Origin of the sequence: Halobacillus sp. B29 (genome assembly GCF_052246755.1) — a bacterium.
In the GTDB taxonomy this organism is placed as follows: Bacteria; Bacillota; Bacilli; order Bacillales; family Halobacillaceae; genus Halobacillus; species Halobacillus halophilus.
In genome coordinates, this window is the sequence record NZ_JBQQCM010000008.1 from 78,467 (window position 1) to 96,284 (window position 17,818).

Annotated in this window: 18 protein-coding genes; 6 read left to right on the forward strand and 12 right to left on the reverse strand. The window is 43.1% G+C overall.

Annotated elements, in window-relative coordinates; all coding sequences use genetic code 11:
- The first annotated feature begins 129 nt into the window (after positions 1-129).
- The gene (locus tag ACTWP7_RS11675) at positions 130-1,065 is read left to right on the forward strand and encodes an LCP family glycopolymer transferase (protein ID WP_443123330.1); all 936 of its coding nucleotides are present in this window, start codon (positions 130-132) and stop codon (positions 1,063-1,065) included.
- Between the two features lie 129 nt (positions 1,066-1,194).
- Here ACTWP7_RS11675 and ACTWP7_RS11680 read toward each other — a convergent pair whose 3' ends face one another.
- The 4 genes from ACTWP7_RS11680 to cidR form a co-directional block, all read right to left on the reverse strand.
- Positions 1,195-1,596, reverse strand: coding sequence for a hypothetical protein (locus ACTWP7_RS11680; RefSeq protein ID WP_443123331.1), 402 nt, complete (start codon positions 1,594-1,596; stop codon positions 1,195-1,197).
- A gap of 899 nt (positions 1,597-2,495) precedes the next feature.
- Entirely contained in the window at positions 2,496-2,870 is a 375-nt protein-coding gene (locus ACTWP7_RS11685) for a hypothetical protein (RefSeq protein ID WP_443123332.1), read from the reverse strand.
- Positions 2,842-3,399: an acyl-CoA thioesterase gene (locus ACTWP7_RS11690; protein ID WP_224893901.1), complete on the reverse strand. Its 558-nt coding sequence runs from the start codon at positions 3,397-3,399 to the stop codon at positions 2,842-2,844. The genes ACTWP7_RS11685 and ACTWP7_RS11690 overlap by 29 nt, the downstream gene beginning before the upstream one ends.
- Before the next feature lie 195 nt (positions 3,400-3,594).
- Positions 3,595-4,506 carry a cidABC operon transcriptional activator CidR gene (cidR, locus tag ACTWP7_RS11695; RefSeq protein WP_443123333.1) on the reverse strand — a complete coding sequence of 304 codons (912 nt, stop codon included), beginning with the start codon at positions 4,504-4,506 and terminating at the stop codon, positions 3,595-3,597.
- 188 nt (positions 4,507-4,694) lie between these two features.
- Here cidR and ACTWP7_RS11700 point away from each other — a divergent pair, with 188 nt between their 5' ends.
- The 5 genes from ACTWP7_RS11700 (at position 4,695) to ACTWP7_RS11720 (ending at position 10,408) form a co-directional block, all read left to right on the forward strand.
- Positions 4,695-6,056: a TrkH family potassium uptake protein gene (locus ACTWP7_RS11700; RefSeq protein WP_443123334.1), complete on the forward strand. Its 1,362-nt coding sequence runs from the start codon at positions 4,695-4,697 to the stop codon at positions 6,054-6,056.
- A gap of 1,007 nt (positions 6,057-7,063) precedes the next feature.
- On the forward strand, positions 7,064-8,008 hold the full coding sequence (locus ACTWP7_RS11705; RefSeq protein WP_443123335.1) for a glycosyltransferase family 2 protein: 945 nt from the start codon (positions 7,064-7,066) through the stop codon (positions 8,006-8,008).
- Positions 7,998-9,746 carry a DUF6020 family protein gene (locus ACTWP7_RS11710; RefSeq protein ID WP_443123336.1) on the forward strand — a complete coding sequence of 583 codons (1,749 nt, stop codon included), beginning with the start codon at positions 7,998-8,000 and terminating at the stop codon, positions 9,744-9,746. Before ACTWP7_RS11705 ends, ACTWP7_RS11710 begins: the two co-directional genes overlap by 11 nt.
- Positions 9,739-10,086 carry an EamA family transporter gene (locus ACTWP7_RS11715; RefSeq protein ID WP_014644774.1) on the forward strand — a complete coding sequence of 116 codons (348 nt, stop codon included), beginning with the start codon at positions 9,739-9,741 and terminating at the stop codon, positions 10,084-10,086. Before ACTWP7_RS11710 ends, ACTWP7_RS11715 begins: the two co-directional genes overlap by 8 nt.
- Entirely contained in the window at positions 10,067-10,408 is a 342-nt protein-coding gene (locus tag ACTWP7_RS11720; protein WP_014644775.1) for an EamA family transporter, read from the forward strand. The genes ACTWP7_RS11715 and ACTWP7_RS11720 overlap by 20 nt, the downstream gene beginning before the upstream one ends.
- Before the next feature lie 49 nt (positions 10,409-10,457).
- Here ACTWP7_RS11720 and ACTWP7_RS11725 read toward each other — a convergent pair whose 3' ends face one another.
- The 8 genes from ACTWP7_RS11725 to ACTWP7_RS11760 form a co-directional block, all read right to left on the reverse strand.
- Positions 10,458-11,153, reverse strand: coding sequence for a YesL family protein (locus ACTWP7_RS11725; protein ID WP_443123337.1), 696 nt, complete (start codon positions 11,151-11,153; stop codon positions 10,458-10,460).
- Positions 11,154-11,216: 63 nt separating this feature from the next.
- Positions 11,217-12,185 carry a sugar phosphate isomerase/epimerase family protein gene (locus ACTWP7_RS11730; protein ID WP_443123338.1) on the reverse strand — a complete coding sequence of 323 codons (969 nt, stop codon included), beginning with the start codon at positions 12,183-12,185 and terminating at the stop codon, positions 11,217-11,219.
- A 24-nt stretch (positions 12,186-12,209) separates the two neighbouring features.
- Positions 12,210-13,250, reverse strand: coding sequence for a Gfo/Idh/MocA family protein (locus ACTWP7_RS11735; RefSeq protein ID WP_443123339.1), 1,041 nt, complete (start codon positions 13,248-13,250; stop codon positions 12,210-12,212).
- Positions 13,247-14,287 carry a Gfo/Idh/MocA family protein gene (locus ACTWP7_RS11740; RefSeq protein ID WP_443123340.1) on the reverse strand — a complete coding sequence of 347 codons (1,041 nt, stop codon included), beginning with the start codon at positions 14,285-14,287 and terminating at the stop codon, positions 13,247-13,249. The genes ACTWP7_RS11735 and ACTWP7_RS11740 overlap by 4 nt, the downstream gene beginning before the upstream one ends.
- Before the next feature lie 15 nt (positions 14,288-14,302).
- Positions 14,303-15,022, reverse strand: a complete 720-nt coding sequence (locus ACTWP7_RS11745; protein ID WP_443123341.1) for a ThuA domain-containing protein — start codon at positions 15,020-15,022, stop codon at positions 14,303-14,305.
- Between the two features lie 28 nt (positions 15,023-15,050).
- The gene (locus ACTWP7_RS11750; protein WP_443123342.1) at positions 15,051-16,112 is read right to left on the reverse strand and encodes a LacI family DNA-binding transcriptional regulator; all 1,062 of its coding nucleotides are present in this window, start codon (positions 16,110-16,112) and stop codon (positions 15,051-15,053) included.
- A gap of 20 nt (positions 16,113-16,132) precedes the next feature.
- Positions 16,133-16,957, reverse strand: a complete 825-nt coding sequence (locus ACTWP7_RS11755; protein ID WP_014644782.1) for a carbohydrate ABC transporter permease — start codon at positions 16,955-16,957, stop codon at positions 16,133-16,135.
- A complete protein-coding gene (locus ACTWP7_RS11760; RefSeq protein WP_224893914.1) occupies positions 16,957-17,817 on the reverse strand; it encodes a carbohydrate ABC transporter permease in 861 nt (286 codons plus the stop codon). Before ACTWP7_RS11760 ends, ACTWP7_RS11755 begins: the two co-directional genes overlap by 1 nt.
- Position 17,818 lies beyond the last annotated feature (1 nt).

The window sequence follows — 17,818 nt, forward strand, 5'->3', positions numbered from 1 at the left end:
TTTAGTAGAACTCTCTTTCTTCTATTGTACTGGTTTTTCTAATGCCATTAAAACGTTGTCTACTATTTTTACAGAATTCTGCAAAAAAAGTATAATAGAAGAGAACTCCTTAAAAAAAGAGGTGGACGTATGGGTCGGAGTGAACGTAATAAAAAGAAGCGGAAAAGGAAAAGAGTTTTGAAAATCCTTCTCGCCGCATTAGCCGTCTTTCTAATCGCAGGCGGTATCTTCATTTTCAAACTCTTTAATGATGTCCGAACGACAATCAATGATGATCTTCATGAAGATGTTTCTACCATTGATACAGATGAAACGAAAGAAAAAGTGGATAAGAAAGAACCTATTAATGTACTGCTTCTAGGTGTGGACGAGCGTGAGAATGACGTTGGAAGATCCGACACTATGATTGTGATGTCGCTTGATCCGAACAACAATCAAATGCAGATGGTCAGTATCCCCCGTGATACGAGAGTAAAGATTGCCGGAGACGGGCGAACTACCCGGATTAACCATGCCTACGCCTATGGCGGAAGCGATATGGCCGTTAATACTGTTGAGAACTTTTTAGATATCGATCTTGATTATTATATAAAGGTGAATATGGAAGGTCTTTCTCAACTGGTTAATGCGGTGAACGGCGTAACTGTTCAGAACGATCGTGCTTTCAGTGCTGGCGGACACAGCTTTAAGGAAGGAACAATTGAATTAAACGGTGAAGAAGCACTAGCGTTTGTGAGAATGCGCAAAAATGATCCAAGTGGCGACCTTGGCCGTAACGAACGTCAGCGCCAGGTCATTCAGGGAATTATTGATAAAGGAGCAAGTATCGGGGTGGTTAATAAAGTTGGCGATATCCTGGATGTTCTCGGTGATAACGTAAACACCAACATGCAATTTGAGGACATGCGCAGACTTGCGGCTAACTATCGCAGTGCCCGTCAAAACACTTCCTCCTATCAAATGAGTGGTGAAGGAAGAATGATTAATGGAATGTATCTCATGATTATGTCCGATCAGGAAATACAAAAAACACACGATATGATTGTTGATTTTGGTTCTAATTAAGAAAACCGCCTCGATTTTTTCGAGGCGGTTTAGTTTCATTTTTATAAAATGGGCAAGCAGCCTATTAGACCAGGGTTTATCGAATGAAAGCTCTGGTATTGTAAACTCTCCCTTATGAAAAACAATGATTTATGAAGTCGGTTGTTTCCGACGGGAAGCCTGCACCCATCTCCAAAGCAGACGAATAACAAAATAGACGCCGCAAAAAACGAGAAACCCGAATATACTTGCTGCTGCATCTCCGAATTCCATATTTCCTCTTCCCGTAATTTTCTGCTGGATTTCTACAGCGAATACGAAAACAAGAACCATAGAAAAAGTGAATAAAAACGAAATTGCTGAGATACTTAACTTAGATAAGGCTTGAAAAAGAGAATCCACAAATAATAGCGCGATAAGTCCTAGAATACCAATTACCCAAAAGTGGAGGTCTTTGTCAGACAAATCCCATCCAAGTACCCTCGTGAGGTCCAAGAGAACATCGTGCCAGATATTCACCAATTCAGCCAGAATTAAAATAATTTCCTTCATATAAACCCCTTCTCATTCCTAAACTTTCCATTTTGTTCATTTTAAAATACCTTATCATATTTGTATGTAAATGAATATATAAATATGGGACGTTTTCAGGACAATCTTCGGGAGTAATAAAGAAGCCTTGTACTGGCTTTAAAAAAGCACTTGTAAAAGCTTCTATTGATTTTCAGAAAGGGTTTATTAAGCTATAGGGCCGTTTAGTTGAAGACTCAGTTTCGAGATATTTTTATGAGAAGAAAGGTCCTGCGGGGGATGATTCGCTTTCCGCGGCCCTGCACGACGCAGGGTCGTTCGACGTTGCCACAGGACGTGGCGGTCTTAGTCGAACATCCCTTGTGCTGAGCCTCCTCAGTCTTCGACTTCCGGGGTCTCACCGATCATGTTCATCCCGCAGGAGTCTTCATCCTCCCCCTCCAGACCTTGCCAAATCAGACGCTCGAAACCACTTCAAACATCACCTGCGTGCTGAGGTATTCGAGGAATTAGACCAGGTAGTTTTGTACCTATTTTCAGGATGTTAAATACCAGCAATAGCCTGTCATAATAGCATTTAATCCAGATCAAGTAGGAGGGTCTTTCTCTTCTAGAAGGGTCCGTTCACAAGAAATCGCTGGGTTGGTGGGGAAATGACGAGACTCCCGTGGGAAAAGGATCTAGGCGAGACCCCACAAGGAGTGAAAACGACTGAGGAGGCTTGCCAGTTCCCCCACAGGAAAGCGAGTTATTTCCCCACCAACCCTTACCCATCTTATGTAACGGACCCATTTATCTCGAAACTGAGTCTTCAAGTAATGGGAGCTTTTCTTTAAGATCAATACTGGGATTTAAGATATCCTAAAAAGAACAGGCACACCGGGCTAATGTCCGATGAGCCTGTTCTTTTTGAAAAGTGGTTATTTAAAAATCGTCGAACCTTTCAACATTTCCGGCTTTGCCCCTAAGATAAGTAAGAATAGTTTAGGATAGCCGATCTCACGGTGCTTCGTTAGCGTTTGTCTTACGACTTCCACCTCCTGGTGATCGGTCAGCTTTTGAACCTCTTTTTGATAAAGGGTAAGGATCGAGTCCTTCATATATTCTGGTTCATATACCGTGATGTCCTCATCCATGAGAAGACTGCCCATATAGCCATATTTCATTTGAAGCTGGCGGGTCAGACTTACTACATGAATAAGCTGTTCATAAACTTCCGGATGCTGATTTCTCACCTCCCCAAAGTCTTCTTTAGCTGCATACAGATCACCCAAACTGGCTAATGTTTTCACCATATAAATATTCTCCTTTCTCCCAGGGCTTTTCAAGGCCGATAATATCCGTCAATTGTTTGGAGTGCTTACGGCGTACTCTTCTGGTCTGAGCCCTTTCTTCACCAGATTCATAAAGGAACTTCTCCTCTTCAGTCTGAGGAATTACATCCGGAACCGGCACCGCCTGCTTATTCTCATCCAGCGCCACGAAGGTTAGAAACGCTGTTGCTGCCATTCTTCTTCTCCCGGTAATCATATCTTCTGCGATTACCTTACAGAAAATTTCCATAGAACGGTTGCCTGTGTACGATACAAAGGACTCTACACAAACCGAATCCGACTGTTGAACCGGGTTCAGGAAATCAATCGAGTCTGTTGAAGCAGTTACACATTCTTTCACACGGGCATGACGCCTCGCTGATAGTGTGGCACTATTATCTAGTTTTTTCATCAAAACGCCGCCGAACAGCGTATTATAGTTATTTAAATCATTCACAAGCACTTGGTCCGTGCTGATAATTAAACTTTCTTTTGGTTTTTTGGCATCCATCGCTTTATCTATCCTCTCTGTAAAAAATTCTTCATAAGCGCTTATTCGTAAAGACATGCCTCTACAAAAAGGAGTATAAATATAGTGTAAGAGCCATTTCCAAGAAAGTGAAATAGTTATTCATCATGCTTTAGATAGACATTGTCTATGTAAATGTTTTCATCGATTCAATCCTGGCATAAAAAAACAGCCCGCTTATTTGTTAAGGGGCTGTTCCTTCCCGGCCTGTGTGGCTATACGATCCTGAGTAAACTTCAGCCATTCTTTCGTGGCGTAAGCTAAATAACGATCCTTCGGCCATATAATCGCTAAGTCCCATTCAAGGGCAGGCTGGACAACTTTTATGATTCTGACATCTTCTTTTAATAAATGTGCGACACTATTTGGAAGAATCGAGATTCCAAGATTCGCGGTGATCATTTTCCCTATAAAATCCCACTGCGAACTCTCCGAAACGACTTGAGGCAGAAAACCTGCTTCCTTACAGGCGGATACAATCCGGTCATTCAATACGAAATCTTTGTTAAACAGGATAAACGATTCCTCTTCCAATTCTTTTAAATGAATTTGTTTACGTCCGGAAAGCTTGTGAGAAGGTGGAAGTACAACGCTCAACTCCTCACTCATAAGGAAGAAGTAATCAAATCTTTCTTCTTCCGTAGGCAGTACCGTGATCCCGACATCGAGCTCTTCCTGGATGATATTGTCTTCTATTTTTTTGGCTCCATTTTCCAGAAGTTGAAATGTAATATGAGGGTATTGATCGTGAAACCCTCCGAGTGCTTTAATAAACTGATCCGCATCCATAATTGGAGGAAGACCAATCCGGATGTGCCCTTTTTGAAGGCCGAGAAGATCATCAAGTTCCGTCTGGAGGTTGTTGAAAGCTTTATCAATGACTTCAGCCTGAGCTAAAATGACTCTCCCGGCGTCGGTAAGGGTGATTTTCTTACGGGAACGCTCAAATAATTCTACCCCCAGATCCGCTTCCAGATTCTTAATCATTTTACTAATCGTCGGCTGGCTGATGAATAAATGATCGGCCGCTTTTGTAAAACTGCTGAATCTCGCAACCTCAATAAAATACTGCAAATGACGAATATCCATACGCACTTCCTCCCTCCAACACTCTTCCTCCCATCATAGACAACCCTCACTTCCCCCGCAACCATAAATTCCCACCTCAAGTCATCCATTTTCTCCCATTAGTTACTCTTGCTAAGTTCTTTAAATATGTATAAAATCCATAGGTACAGACGACATAGCATCTACCCTATTTTAAGGAGTACTGATTCATGGCCCATGCATTTAAAACTCCACATTTTTTTGACAAGCTTTCTCCCTTTCAAATTATTGTATTATTCTATCTATCCGCAGCCTTACTATCTACCCTGCTGATCAGCCTGCCTTTTCTTCACCAGGAAGGTGTACATCTAAGCTTTATTGACAGTTTGTTTACTGCAGTAAGTGCCATCAGCGTGACAGGGTTGACCGTGGTCTCTACAGCTGACACCTTTAATACGCCCGGTTACTTCGTATTAATGTTTATTCTGCAATTTGGCGGGATCGGTGTCATGACGCTTGGAACGTTTATCTGGCTGCTGCTCGGCCAAAAAATCGGTTTAAAAAGACGACAGCTCATTAAAACGGATCAAAACCGCTCAACCTTCGCTGGAATGGTCCAGCTGATCCGGCAGATTTTACTGATTATCGTCATTATCGAAATCATAGGCGCCCTTATTCTCGGAGTTTATTTTACCCAATACTTCCCCACCACAAGCGAAGCATTCATCCAGGGGGCTTTTGCTTCTGTCAGTGCAACGACGAATGCTGGATTCGATATCACAGGATCTTCGCTTGTCATGTTCGAAAGCGATTATTTTGTACAGTTCATTAATATTTTGCTGCTGACGCTTGGAGCGATTGGATTCCCTGTACTGATCGAAGTGAAAGATTACCTTACGCGAAGAAACGAAGACTTTTTCAACTTTTCTTTATTCACAAAGCTTACTTCGGTAACTTTCGGACTGCTCGTTCTGATCGGAACCGTGCTTATTTATCTCTTCGATCGCACTCATTTTTTTCAAAATAAATCCTGGCACGAATCGTTTTTCTATGCTTTTTTCCAATCGGTAACGACAAGGAATGGCGGTCTTGCTACGATGGATGTTAGTGAATTTACCCCCTCTACGTTGTTAGTCATTTGTGTACTAATGTTTATCGGAGCTTCACCGAGCAGTGTGGGCGGCGGCATAAGAACCACTACGTTCGCAATCACGCTGCTTGCGATTTTCGCCTATGCACGGGGAAGAAGTCATGTACGCATCTTTCATAGAGAAATTGATCAGGAGGATATTTTCCGTTCCTTCATTGTTATTAGCACGGCCATTATGATTACAAGCGGGGCCGTCATTTTACTTTCCTTGTTTGAGCCTCAATTTTCACTGCTTGAAGTCATGTTTGAAGCTTGCTCTGCTTTTGGTACTACCGGTCTATCAATGGGCATTACTTCAGACCTTCATTCCATTGGAAAAATCATTATCATTGGACTCATGTTTATCGGCCGAATCGGTATCTTTTCTTTCTTATTTATTTTAAGAGGAAGAATGACTCCTGAAAATTACCGCTATCCTCGAGAGCCGATGATCATCGGCTGATTTATCATGAAAAAGAGCAAGGCCCCCACCGGGTTCCTTGCTCTTTTTTAAGTTGGGGTGGTTCTGTAAAACTTCCGTGTTGTTATTAAGGTAAAGCTCCCGTTTGTTGAAGACTCAGTTTCGAGATATCTCGTGAGAGAGTTAGGTCCTGCGGGGAACGACTCGCTCTCCGTGGGCATGTGCTGAGCCTCCTCAAGCTAACGCTTTCCGGGGTCTCACCGATCATGTTTATCCCACAGGAGTCTCCCCGTTCCCCTCCGGACCTTGCGATATCTAGAGCTCGAAATTGTGTTTGAAAAATTCTGGTTTATGATGGAGAGACATTTTTAACAATGAGCTTATCCAGCTGAATGAATCCCGTTATATAAGCATTTGAGGCGGATCAAACTTTCCTTTTCGCCTATAGAAATGTCCGTTCACTCTTCATTCATAAGGTGGCGAAGGAAACGACGAGACTCCCGCGGGAAAAGGAGCTAGGCGAGACCCCACAGGGAGTGAAACGAGCGAGGAGGCTTGCCAGTTCCCCCGCAGGAAAGCGAGTTTGTTTCCGTAGCCACCCTCATCAAATTTCTGGAAACGGACTCAATTTATCTCGAAACTGAGTCTTACAGTAACCGGCCCTATTACGTAATAAGTCTTATGAAAAAGCAACAATAAACAATAACAGAGCTTTTAAGTTAAGATTTAAACAGTTTCCACGCGGATAGGATAGCGATCAGCCATAAAGGGAAGGAAATCAGCGTCCCCCATAGACATCCTTTAAAAAACTTCTGTTCTTCCAAAGAACCCTCTCCCATTCTTCTATAATTATATAAACCTGCTTATCCATACACATCAACAAGGGGGAAGTGCTGTGTTATCATCGAAGTGCACGTTTCCCTGGAATGACCCTTAATCCCCTGAGTTTATCCTACTCCATAGGAAACTAGAAATCTGTTGAAATATCTGCTATATTTATGAAGTTATCCAATTTACAAGTTGAGTTTAGAGACAAAGGAGTTTTTAAGTTGAGAATTGCCGTTCTCCTGCCTTGTTACAATGAAGAGCAAACCATTGGCGCTGTCATTGAAGATTTTAGAAAAGAACTGCCAGACGCTGATATTTACGTATACGATAATAACTCTAAAGACCGAACATCCGAGGTAGCCCGTCAGCACGGGGCTATTGTTAAGAAAGAATTCCGGCAAGGTAAAGGACACGTGGTCCGCTCTATGTTCCGGGACATTGACGCCGATTATTATGTCATGGCAGACGGGGACCGGACGTACCCGGCTCGATTTGTCCATCAGCTCCTTGAACCTCTAAAAAATCAGGAAGCGAACATCGTCATCGGCGACCGCTTATCTAATGGAACCTACGTGGAAGAAAATAAACGGAAGTTTCATAATTTAGGAAACAATATGGTACGAGGATTAATTAACTTCTTGTATAAAAGTGACCTGAAAGATATTATGACCGGTTACCGTGCATTTGACCGTTTATTTGTAAAATCGATGCCGGTCATGAGCCCGGGCTTTGAAATCGAAACCGAAATGACGATTCACACGCTTGATAAACGTTTTATGATTAAAGAAATCCCGATCGAATATAAAGACCGTCCGGAAGGAAGCGAATCCAAGCTTAATACCTTAAGTGACGGTTATAAAGTACTTAATAAGATCTTCACCTTGTTCAAAGAGTATAAACCCATGTTGTTCTTCTCTTTCTGGTCCATACTGTTTCTGGTGTTTGGGCTGATTGCCGGCGTCCCCGTGATCATAGAATTTTGGGAAACGGGATTTATTGATAAAATTCCTTCGGCCATCTTAGCGGTTGGACTCGTAATTCTCTCCGTTTTATCGTTCGCTTGCGGCTTGATTCTGGATACCGTAGCAGCCAACTTTAAAAAACAATTTGAATGGGAACTGAACAAAATTAAGCAGGATATGAAGGTACAAGATTATGAATCGTAAGACCAGCCTCTGGTTAATCAGTATATTAGCCAGTGTATTAAGTACAATAGCTTTAGTGTCCCTTTACCAGAAATTCGGCGAAACACATGGGGTGGTCATTGGATTCACACTTGTCTTTTTCACCGTGATCCATAAATTAATCCTGACATCCTTTTTGAACCAGAAGCACTCATATATTCGTTTTATAATGCGCCCTCCGGTGCTGGTCTTCTTACTCTTATTTTCATTTATCCTGATGTGGAGTTTAAAAACGTCTTCCGGGTATTTAGCCGCTTCTTCGTGGCTGTTCGATGCCTATGTTTTTCTTATTTCCTATGTAACCTTATTCGTCTCCGGCGCATGGCTGCTCTATCTACTGGTCCACCATTCGGTCTCCCTTCACTGGAAAACCGTTTCGAGGTGGAAAATCTGCATTTACGCGATTTTTCCTATTCTAGTCTGGTCTATGTATTTAGTAGCCTACTATCCGGGAACGATGACACCGGATTCTCTATCGCATTGGGAACAGATCCATACGCTTGATTTCAGCAACTGGCACCCGGTCGTTTATACGTGGTATATCATGGCATTAACCACTATATGGAAAACACCGGCGATTATAGCCTTTTCCCAAATTGTCATTCTTGCCCTCTTTGGAGGGTATGCGGCGTACAGCCTTGAAAAACGTGGAATAGCTTCTAAGTGGGTTTGGATCGGTGTGCTTTTATTCGGTCTCTATCCATTAAACGGAATCTTTCCAATTGCCATCTGGAAAGACATATTCTTTAGCGGCTTCCTCTTTTTATTCACGATTTTCACTTATAACATCGTTTCAAGCAGAGGTACCTGGCTTGCTTCCAACTGGCACCAGCTTATGCTCGGGATTAATGCTTTAGCCATCAGTTTAATGCGCAGCAACGGCCTGCCCATTTTCGTGGTTATGGCCCTTCTCCTGCTGATTGCTTACCGGGCCTATTTCAAGCGTTTGATAACTACGCTTGTGCTCGTCGGACTAGCCTACTTCCTCATCTCCGGGCCCTTCTTTAACTATATGGACGTTCGTGCAACGAGCCCGAATGAAGCGTTAAGTATCCCTACACAGCAATTGGCGCACATCATTAAAGAGAACGGTGAATTAACGGAAGAACAGAGGAATTACCTTGATTCCATTCTGCCTCTGGAAACCTGGAAAGAGAATTATAATCCTTATCTGACGGATAAAATTAAGTTTGCCGGGGAGTATGACCAGAATGTCATTTTCGATGATTTCGGCTACTATTTAAGTACATGGGCCGCTGTCGTTTCAAATAACTTCGGCCTTGCTGTAGAAGCTTATTTGGATCAGACATCGATTATCTGGCAGATCAATCAGCCTGAAGATGGCTACACAAGTACGTATGCAAGAAACGTCTATCTTTATAATGACTACGATTTAAAAACGTCTCCTCTGAGCAGCACCGTTTATCAAGTTATCAACGACAATTTAGTAAGGGTTGAAATGTACTTGCTGGAAGTGGTCTTAAGACCTGCTGCCTACACGGCCATCATCCTGCTGACAGGAGTAGCGCTGGCTCTTAAAACGGGAGTTCGTTCCCTGCTCATCCTGTTACCCGTTCTTCTCAATTCGGGAACGATGCTGCTCGCTACCCCAGCCCAGGATTTCCGTTACCAATTTGCTAATGTGCTGGTAACATTCCTTATGGCGGCTGTTGTATTCGTTACGTTCGATTCTAAACAAAAGAAGGTTCAGCATGAGTAATTTCACGAAATCTTTAAAAGAAAATCGAATCGGCATCCTGTTCATGGTACTCGCTTCCCTCCAAACTGCCCTGGGTCAGATGTTCTGGAAAATGTCAGATGGAGGAATCAACTTTTTCTTAATCATAGGCTTTTTCCTTTATTTCCTGGGTGCCGTTATGATGATCGTTTCCTTCCGTTTTGGAAGTCTATCCGTACTCCATCCTCTGCTCAGCATTGGGTACGTTTTTGCCTTATTTTTCGGAAGTATCATTTTGCAGGAAACCATTACCGAAAGTAATTTGATCGGTACCTTCCTCATCATTGTAGGGGCCGCACTTATTGGGGGTGGCGACAATTAGCTGGCTGCTTGTCGTGCTCCTGTTTACGCTGCTAGGGGCTGTAGGCGGGTACTTTTTTAAAAAAGCTACCAGCCATGGATTTGCCTTAAACACGTATTTCTTTAAACATTTATTCGTGGGCTGCAGTTTTTACGGCGCAGGAGCCATACTGAATATCATTACACTAAACTATCTGCCATACACGATCGTGTTCCCGCTTACGTCAATCACTTATGTGTGGACACTTGTTATTTCCTACTTTCTTCTTAAAGAAGTCATTACACTAAAGAAAGTAATCGGCGTTACTTTAATTATCGCAGGATCCTTCTTTCTCATTCTCTAAGAAGGTCCTATTTAACAAAAAATGGATGACCTGAGGTGTTCACCTCAGGTCATCCATTTTTTTCCTTATGGTTTAACTTTAAAAACAGCCTGTAGAATGATGAGAAGGAGAGAAATGCGATGATTGATCCTGTAAAGATCGGAATCATCAGCGGAAAGACATAAACACTGATATAAAGCATAATCGCCGATGTAATCGCAACCGTTACGAATGACAAAGGACTCACGATCGTCACAAGAAATGCTTTTTTAAACGCTGGTTTTGCTTTAAGATCGAAATGCACCGTTACCGAGAAGAAATTGACCGTGAATACATACAAAATGATCCCCACGATAAAGAAAACATTCATGATCAACTCATTAACCGTAGAGAAATAATAAATATCTCCGAGTAAGACGCCCCATAGAATCGTAAAGACTATCCCGGCTTGTAAACTTACTTTATAATTTTCCTTATAATAGCTAAGATACGTCCGATCAGGTCTGTCGTCGTGATCTTTTCTCACCCATTCCCTCGCTTTAGCAAACAGCGCCGTTGTAGCGGGAAAGAACAAAATCGGCATCAATACGATCAATGTAGGGGCCAGGTAATAGATATCCTCTATCTTTTCCGCATATATCATGCTGATAACGAGTAAAGCAATCGGCAGGTTGCATACTGCCCATTGTAAATTGTTGAGTGAAAACTTGGCAATCCACTCACTTACTGCATATAGTCCGCCTCTAATTCCTGATGTACGGTTCATCTGTCTCCCCTTCCTATCTGAAGAAAACCCCTTTTACTGGAAAAGGGGTTAGTACCTATTTATTTACGCCCACCACATCTCGGCTGGTGGTTCTTCAATTAATACAGCTCTCAGGTTTTTCACTGCCTGGCTGAATCCTTCATTGATCGACATGATTGGGTCTTCATGCTCGATGCTGACCACATGATCGTAGCCGTATGTTCGTAAAGCACTTATGATATTCGACCATTCCTGCGTCCCGTGACCATACCCTACGGAACGGAACGACCAGGCGCGAGTCCTTACATTACCATAAGGCTGCATGTCTGTAAGACCATACATGTTTACATTTTCCTGATCAATATACGTATCTTTCGCGTGGAAATGGTGGATAGCATCCGCATTCCCAAGAATTTTAATTGCTGCTACCGGTTCAATGCCCTGCCACCAGAGGTGACTTGGGTCAAGGTTCGCACCAATGGCATCATTGGTAGCTTCGCGGAGCTTAAGCATTGTATAAGGCGTATGCACAAGAAAACCTGCGTGCAGCTCAAGGCCTACTTTAACTCCATGTTCTTTTGCAAATTCTCCTTGCTCTTTCCAATAAGGAATCAGCTTTTCGTTCCATTGCCATTCTAACACATCTGAGTACTCCGCGGGCCAGGGTGTGACCGGCCAGTTTGGTGCCGTATCGTTTTCATGGCCGCCCGGTGTACCAGAGAAAGTGTTCACAACCGGAACATCCATCAGGCTTGCCAGTTTAACCGATTTCACAAAAGCTTCGTGTGATTCTTCAGCAAATTTCTGATCAGGTGAAATTGGATTTCCGTGGCAGCTGAAGGCACTGATCGTTAATCCACGGGAATGTACTTTTTCTAAGTAATCGTTACGTTTCTCTTCACTTTCAAGCAGCTCATCAACGTTACAGTGAGCGTTTCCCGGGTAGCCGCCCGTGCCAATCTCAACTGCCTTAAGTCCAGAAGCTTTTACGTGATCAAGCATGTCTTCAAAAGATTTATCGGAAAATAATACTGTAAATACACCTAGTTTCATGTCATGACTCCTCCATTCATTCGTTTAGTCGAGCTTCACACTTGTGCCGGTTTCACTGCTTAAATAAATAGCTTCCATTAACTTCGTCACTTGGAGAGCCTGCTCAGGCTTGACGATTAATTCATCCTGACCGAGACAGCTGTCGACAAAGTTTTTGGCCTGATACAGACCTGGTTTCGGCTCTCCTTCACGGATCTTCGCTGAACTGTCCCAGAGAGCTCCATATTTAGCCTGATACAATTCAAAAGGATATACGCTTAAGCCGCCATCTACTCCAGAAATGCTTAATTTCGTATCATCATCTTTAATATTTGCAGCCCAGGAACATTCAAATTGTAAGGAAAGTCCGTTATCAAACGTAATATAACTGGTTACATGATCATCTACATCAAACGTCTCGTGATCGAACGCACCCCAATCGTTCACCTGGCCCGGTGTCTTACTCAAACGATCATATGTTTTTCCCATAACCTCCACAGGTTTCGGATCATCGAGGAGCCAAAGGGCAAGATCAAGAAGATGGCAGCCAAAGTCAATCAGGCTTCCACCGCCCTGCAAATCTTTATTGGTGAACACGCCCCAGCCCGGAACTTTACGTCTTCTCATCGCCTGCACACGTGTGACTAATGGGTCGCCAATCTCCTGGTTATCCATAGCTTTTTTCGCAAGCTGAGCTTCAGGGGTGAATCGGTAGTGATAGCCAATGGACAGCAGGCGGTCATTTTTCTTAGCTGCAGCGATCATGCGGGTACATTCTTCCGTTGTAATCGCCATTGGCTTTTCGCAGAGCACATGAACCCCTGCGTTTAGCGCGGCAATTGCGATTTCCGCATGGAACTTATTTGGGGTGCAGATTGTCACTGCATCCACCTTCTGAAAAAGGTCTTCGTAATTCTCAAATACATGAGGTATATCGAAAAGGCTGGCAGCTTCTTCAGCCCGGTCCTTGTTTAGATCCTGTACAGCCGTTAGTACTACGGAATCCTCTAATTGTTGAAAAGAGGGGATATGCCTCCCCTGGGCAATCCCCCCTGCTCCGATGATCCCCATCTTCAAACGTGTCACTTCTTGACCCGCTCCAAACTGCTGATTTGTCTTGTTTCTCCAGAGCGAAGGGCTCCCAATATAACGTCCAGGGATTTCATTCCTTCTTCCCCTGTGATCAACGGCTCTGTATCATTTTGAATACTTTCTACAAAGTGATCGACCACATGAGAATTGCTCTGTCCGCCTTCATCATTGGACTGGATCTTGCCAAGCTGATAGTTTACGATATCTCCATTGGTGTATTGGGCAATTAAGGAGTAAACTGGATCATCCTCCAGACGCAAGGTTCCTTTTTCACCATAAATAACGGTTGAATTATCTTCTCCCGGTTGGTACGCCCAGCTTGCTGTCATGGTCCCTACCACGCCTTCTTCGCTGCGCAGAATGCAAACAGCATTATCATCTACGGTAATATTTTCTTTGGCATTGTTTTCGATAAACCCGGCTACATCGATGAACTCTTGTCCAAGTATGTAACGAAGTAAATCTGCCTTATGTACTCCGAGGTCTCCCATCGCACCTATAAAGGCTTGATCTTTCTTGAAGAACCAGCTGTCTTTTCCTTCCGCACTCCAGCCTTCAGGGCCGCCGTGTCCAAATGTCGTGCGGAAACTGTACACTTTTCCAAGAGCTCCAGAAGCGATTAGTTCTTTCGCCTTTACATGAGAAGGAACAAAGCGCTGATTGTGAGCAATCATCAGTTTTTTGTTATTTTTCTCGGCGGTTTGAATCATTTCTTCCGCTTCTTCTCTGGAAGTCGCCATCGGTTTTTCACACAATACATGACAACCGGCTTTTAAAGCTGCAATAGATACTGGTGCGTGAAGATAGTTCGGGAGACACACACTGACGGCATCCACATTCTCTTTAGCCAAAAGATCTTCATAACTCGTGTAAGCGTTGGCTCCATACTCTTCAGCTACTTCTTTAACTCTTTCTTCAACAATGTCACATACAGCTGTGATCTCTACATGTTCATTCGCATCATATTCTAATAAATGCCGATTTTGAGCAATGCTCCCACACCCAAGGACAGCAATCTTCAGTTTAGACATAGTAAAAACCTCCTGTTATTTAGTAGAAATTTCTTCTAAAGGCTGGGCGTTCCCATAAACGTGTTTCGGAGTATTCGTGTTATTCACCCATTTTACACCATTTTTAATAACATTTTGTATTTCTTTGTTGTGATAAGTTGGATAAGTTTCATGACCGGGGCGGAAATAAAAGACTTTACCTCTGCCACGTCGGAAAGTGGCTCCGCTCCGGAACACTTCTCCGCCTTCAAACCAGCTTAAGAAAATCAGTTCTTCCGGTGCCGGAATATCAAAATGTTCACCGTACATCTCTTCTTTTTCAAGCTCAATATACTCTCCCACACCTTCTGTAATCGGATGAGTTGGATCTACAACCCATAAACGTTCTTTCTCGTCAGCTTCTCTCCATTTCAAATCGCAGGTCGTGCCCATGAGTTTCTTAAACACTTTAGAAAAGTGGGCCGAATGTAAAACGACAAGACCCATACCTTCCAAAACACGTTGCTTTACCTTTTCTGCAATTTCATCTTTTACGTCTTCGTGTGCTTTATGTCCCCACCAGACCAGTACGTCCGTTTCCGCTAAAACTTCATCGGTCAAGCCGTGTTCTTCTTCATCCAGCGTGGCTGTTTTTACATTTTCGTGATCTTCTCCAAGAAAGCCGGCAATTGCTCCGTGAATTCCTTCTGGGTAGATGTCACTGACTACTTTGTTTTCTTTTTCATGGCGATTTTCATTCCAAACTAATACGTTCATGATTTCCTCTCCCTTTCTTTATCTCTTTTTAATGTGGTGTCCGGTCTTGTTCTGGGTCTGTATTTTGAACCTCAAGTCTTATGCAGGATTCTCTTTCGACAATAACGGTCGGGATAATAATGCTCTTTTTCATCATATCCGGATGATTCAGTAATTCGATCAAACTCCTCGCCGATTCGTGACCGAGCTGGAAGGACTGCGTATCGACTGTTGTAAGCGGCGGTTTTGATAACCTGGCAATCATCGTATTGTTAAACCCGACAATGCTCATTTCATCCGGCAAACGAATTCCTTTGTCCTCCAGAGCCCTCATCACCTTCATCGAGTTGTAATCATCTGTAATCACAAGCCCGGTCGGAGGTTCAGTCAACTGCAATATCTCTTCCACCACGGTCTCAGCATCCGCTTTCCCGGATTGGATATTCTTCAAGTAATCCCGCGGCAGCTCCAGACCTTGCTCGCTCAGAGATAATTTGAACCCTGACAAACGGTCACGTGCCACTTCATAATGGGAGTCTCCGCCGATAAAACCGATTTTCTGATGCCCCAGACCAATGAGATAATCGGTAACCTCTTTACTCGCCTGGACATTATCATTATCCACAAACATGGTATCACTCGTATGAGAGACAGGTTTACCAATCATCACAAATGGAAAGTTGCATTCCCTTAAGTAAGGAACAACATTGTCATCTTCTCTTGAGTACAGAACGATCACCCCGTCCACTCGTTTCCCCTGAACCATCTTCACCACTTCCCGGTAAATCGATTCTTCTGTATTACCAGTGGTTAAGTAGATACTGTAATCCTTGTCATGACAGGCATCGCTGATTCCTCTGAGCAATTCTGAAAAGAAAGGATTATCAAAAGAATGCACAGAAGCCACCTTTGTCACAATCCCAATTGTTTGCGTGGACTGGCTGACAAGAACCCGGCCATTGTAATTCAGGTGATAGCCGAGCTCATCCATAACTTTCCGCACCCGGCGCTTCGTTTTTTCACTGATCCTTGGGCTGTCAGAAATGACACGGGATACAGTGGACGGGGCAACATTTGCTTTTTTTGCTACATCTTTAATAGTGACAGACACGTGCATCTACTCCTCTGACTCTATTTCACAGCACCTTCAGAAACGCCATTGATGATTTGTTTCTGAGCGAAGAAGTATCCGATAATAACCGGAAGAATCGCAATCGTCAGCCCTGCCAGAGCTAAGTGCCATTGTTTCGTGTACTGCCCGAAGAAATAGAACATTTTAAGTGGAATGGTGGCATTTGCTTCACTAAGTACTAGAGAAGGCAGCAAGTAGTCATTCCAGATCCAGATGGTGTTCAAAATCCCTACAGTCACGGATATAGGTTTTAACAGCGGGAAAATAATATACCAGAACAACTGGAAGCGGTTTGCCCCATCAATAATCGCGGCCTCATCCATAGATTTAGAAACACCCGTCATCGCCCCGTGATAAAGGAAGATTGACAAGCTGCACCCGAAACCAAGATACATGAAGATTAATCCGCCTGCATTCAGCATGTCTGCTTGTCCAAATATGGACACGAGCGGAATCATAACAGACTGGAATGGAATAAGCATCGCAGCAACGAATATGAAGAAAATGAACCCGCTTAATTTACTTTTATTACGAGCAAGAGCATAGCCGGCCATGGAAGAAAACAGAATGATGATAGCTATACTGCATCCGGTGACAAGCACCGAATTAAACAATGATTTAAGAAAAGCTAAGTCGACAAAGGCCTGTGCAAAGTTATCAAAGGCGAGTTCCGATGGGAAACCTAAAACCCCGCCGAAAATATCACGCTTTGTCTTAAAAGCATTGACGACCATTAAGTAGAAAGGAGCGATCCACAATAAACCAAGCAGAAGGCCGAGAATTTCAATGGAAAATAAATTCCGTTTTTCCTGATTTTTTTTCATTACATCTCAACCTCCCGTTTCTTGTTGTAATACACTTGGGTTAATGCAACGACGGCCACAATTAAGAAGAAAATAACCGCCTTTGCCTGCGCATAGGCCATTTGATTGTCAGAGAACGCCGTACGGACAATTTCCATGGACACCATTTGTGTCGAGTTAAAAGGTCCGCCGTTCGTGAGTGACAAGTTCTGATCATAAATCTTAAAGGACATAGACAGCGTTAAGAACATGCTGATCGTGAAAGCTGGAGCTACAAGCGGAAACGTAATGTTTTTGAATCGCTGGAAACTGCTCGCGCCATCAATTTTAGCCGCTTCGATTAAGTCTTTAGGAATGTTCTCAAGATAAGCAATGTAGATGATCATGATGTACCCGGCCATCTGCCAGGCTGTTAAAATGACCAGACCCCAGAAACCGGTATTTGTGGTGGATAACCAGCCATTCAAACCTTCAATACCTGTTAAGTTCGCTATGTCGCCAAACACACTAATAAAGATAAACTGCCAGATAAAGCCTAGAATCAATCCACCAATCAGGTTCGGCATAAAGAATACGGTACGCAATAAATTATTGGACTTAATGTTACGTGTCACAATCAAAGCCAGTGCCATTCCAAATACATTGAGGAGCAGAACCGTAACGACTGCAAATTTGATTGTAAACCAAATCGATTGCATGAACTCGTCTTCCTGGAACAAATTAATGTAGTTTTGGAATCCTAAGAATTCCGTAGCTGTAAGTCCATTCCAGTTTGTGAATGAATAAATAAAACCATAGATGAACGGAATAACGACAACAATTCCCAACCCGAGGATCACGGGAGTTAAGAATAACCAAAAGGCAAGACTGCGGTTTTTCATG

What these genes read in the sequence shown, in the direction of transcription:
- ACTWP7_RS11760 (WP_224893914.1), bottom strand. Translation starts at nt 17,817, where the DNA reads ATGAAAAACCGCAGTCTTGCCTTTTGGTTATTCTTAACTCCCGTGATC.
- ACTWP7_RS11710 (WP_443123336.1), top strand. Translation starts at nt 7,998, where the DNA reads ATGAATCGTAAGACCAGCCTCTGGTTAATCAGTATATTAGCCAGTGTA.
- cidR (WP_443123333.1), bottom strand. Translation starts at nt 4,506, where the DNA reads ATGGATATTCGTCATTTGCAGTATTTTATTGAGGTTGCGAGATTCAGC.
- ACTWP7_RS11675 (WP_443123330.1), top strand. Translation starts at nt 130, where the DNA reads ATGGGTCGGAGTGAACGTAATAAAAAGAAGCGGAAAAGGAAAAGAGTT.
- ACTWP7_RS11755 (WP_014644782.1), bottom strand. Translation starts at nt 16,957, where the DNA reads ATGAAAAAAAATCAGGAAAAACGGAATTTATTTTCCATTGAAATTCTC.
- ACTWP7_RS11715 (WP_014644774.1), top strand. Translation starts at nt 9,739, where the DNA reads ATGAGTAATTTCACGAAATCTTTAAAAGAAAATCGAATCGGCATCCTG.
- ACTWP7_RS11740 (WP_443123340.1), bottom strand. Translation starts at nt 14,287, where the DNA reads ATGTCTAAACTGAAGATTGCTGTCCTTGGGTGTGGGAGCATTGCTCAA.
- ACTWP7_RS11700 (WP_443123334.1), top strand. Translation starts at nt 4,695, where the DNA reads ATGGCCCATGCATTTAAAACTCCACATTTTTTTGACAAGCTTTCTCCC.
- ACTWP7_RS11745 (WP_443123341.1), bottom strand. Translation starts at nt 15,022, where the DNA reads ATGAACGTATTAGTTTGGAATGAAAATCGCCATGAAAAAGAAAACAAA.
- ACTWP7_RS11690 (WP_224893901.1), bottom strand. Translation starts at nt 3,399, where the DNA reads ATGGATGCCAAAAAACCAAAAGAAAGTTTAATTATCAGCACGGACCAA.
- ACTWP7_RS11730 (WP_443123338.1), bottom strand. Translation starts at nt 12,185, where the DNA reads ATGAAACTAGGTGTATTTACAGTATTATTTTCCGATAAATCTTTTGAA.
- ACTWP7_RS11685 (WP_443123332.1), bottom strand. Translation starts at nt 2,870, where the DNA reads ATGGTGAAAACATTAGCCAGTTTGGGTGATCTGTATGCAGCTAAAGAA.
- ACTWP7_RS11680 (WP_443123331.1), bottom strand. Translation starts at nt 1,596, where the DNA reads ATGAAGGAAATTATTTTAATTCTGGCTGAATTGGTGAATATCTGGCAC.
- ACTWP7_RS11725 (WP_443123337.1), bottom strand. Translation starts at nt 11,153, where the DNA reads ATGAACCGTACATCAGGAATTAGAGGCGGACTATATGCAGTAAGTGAG.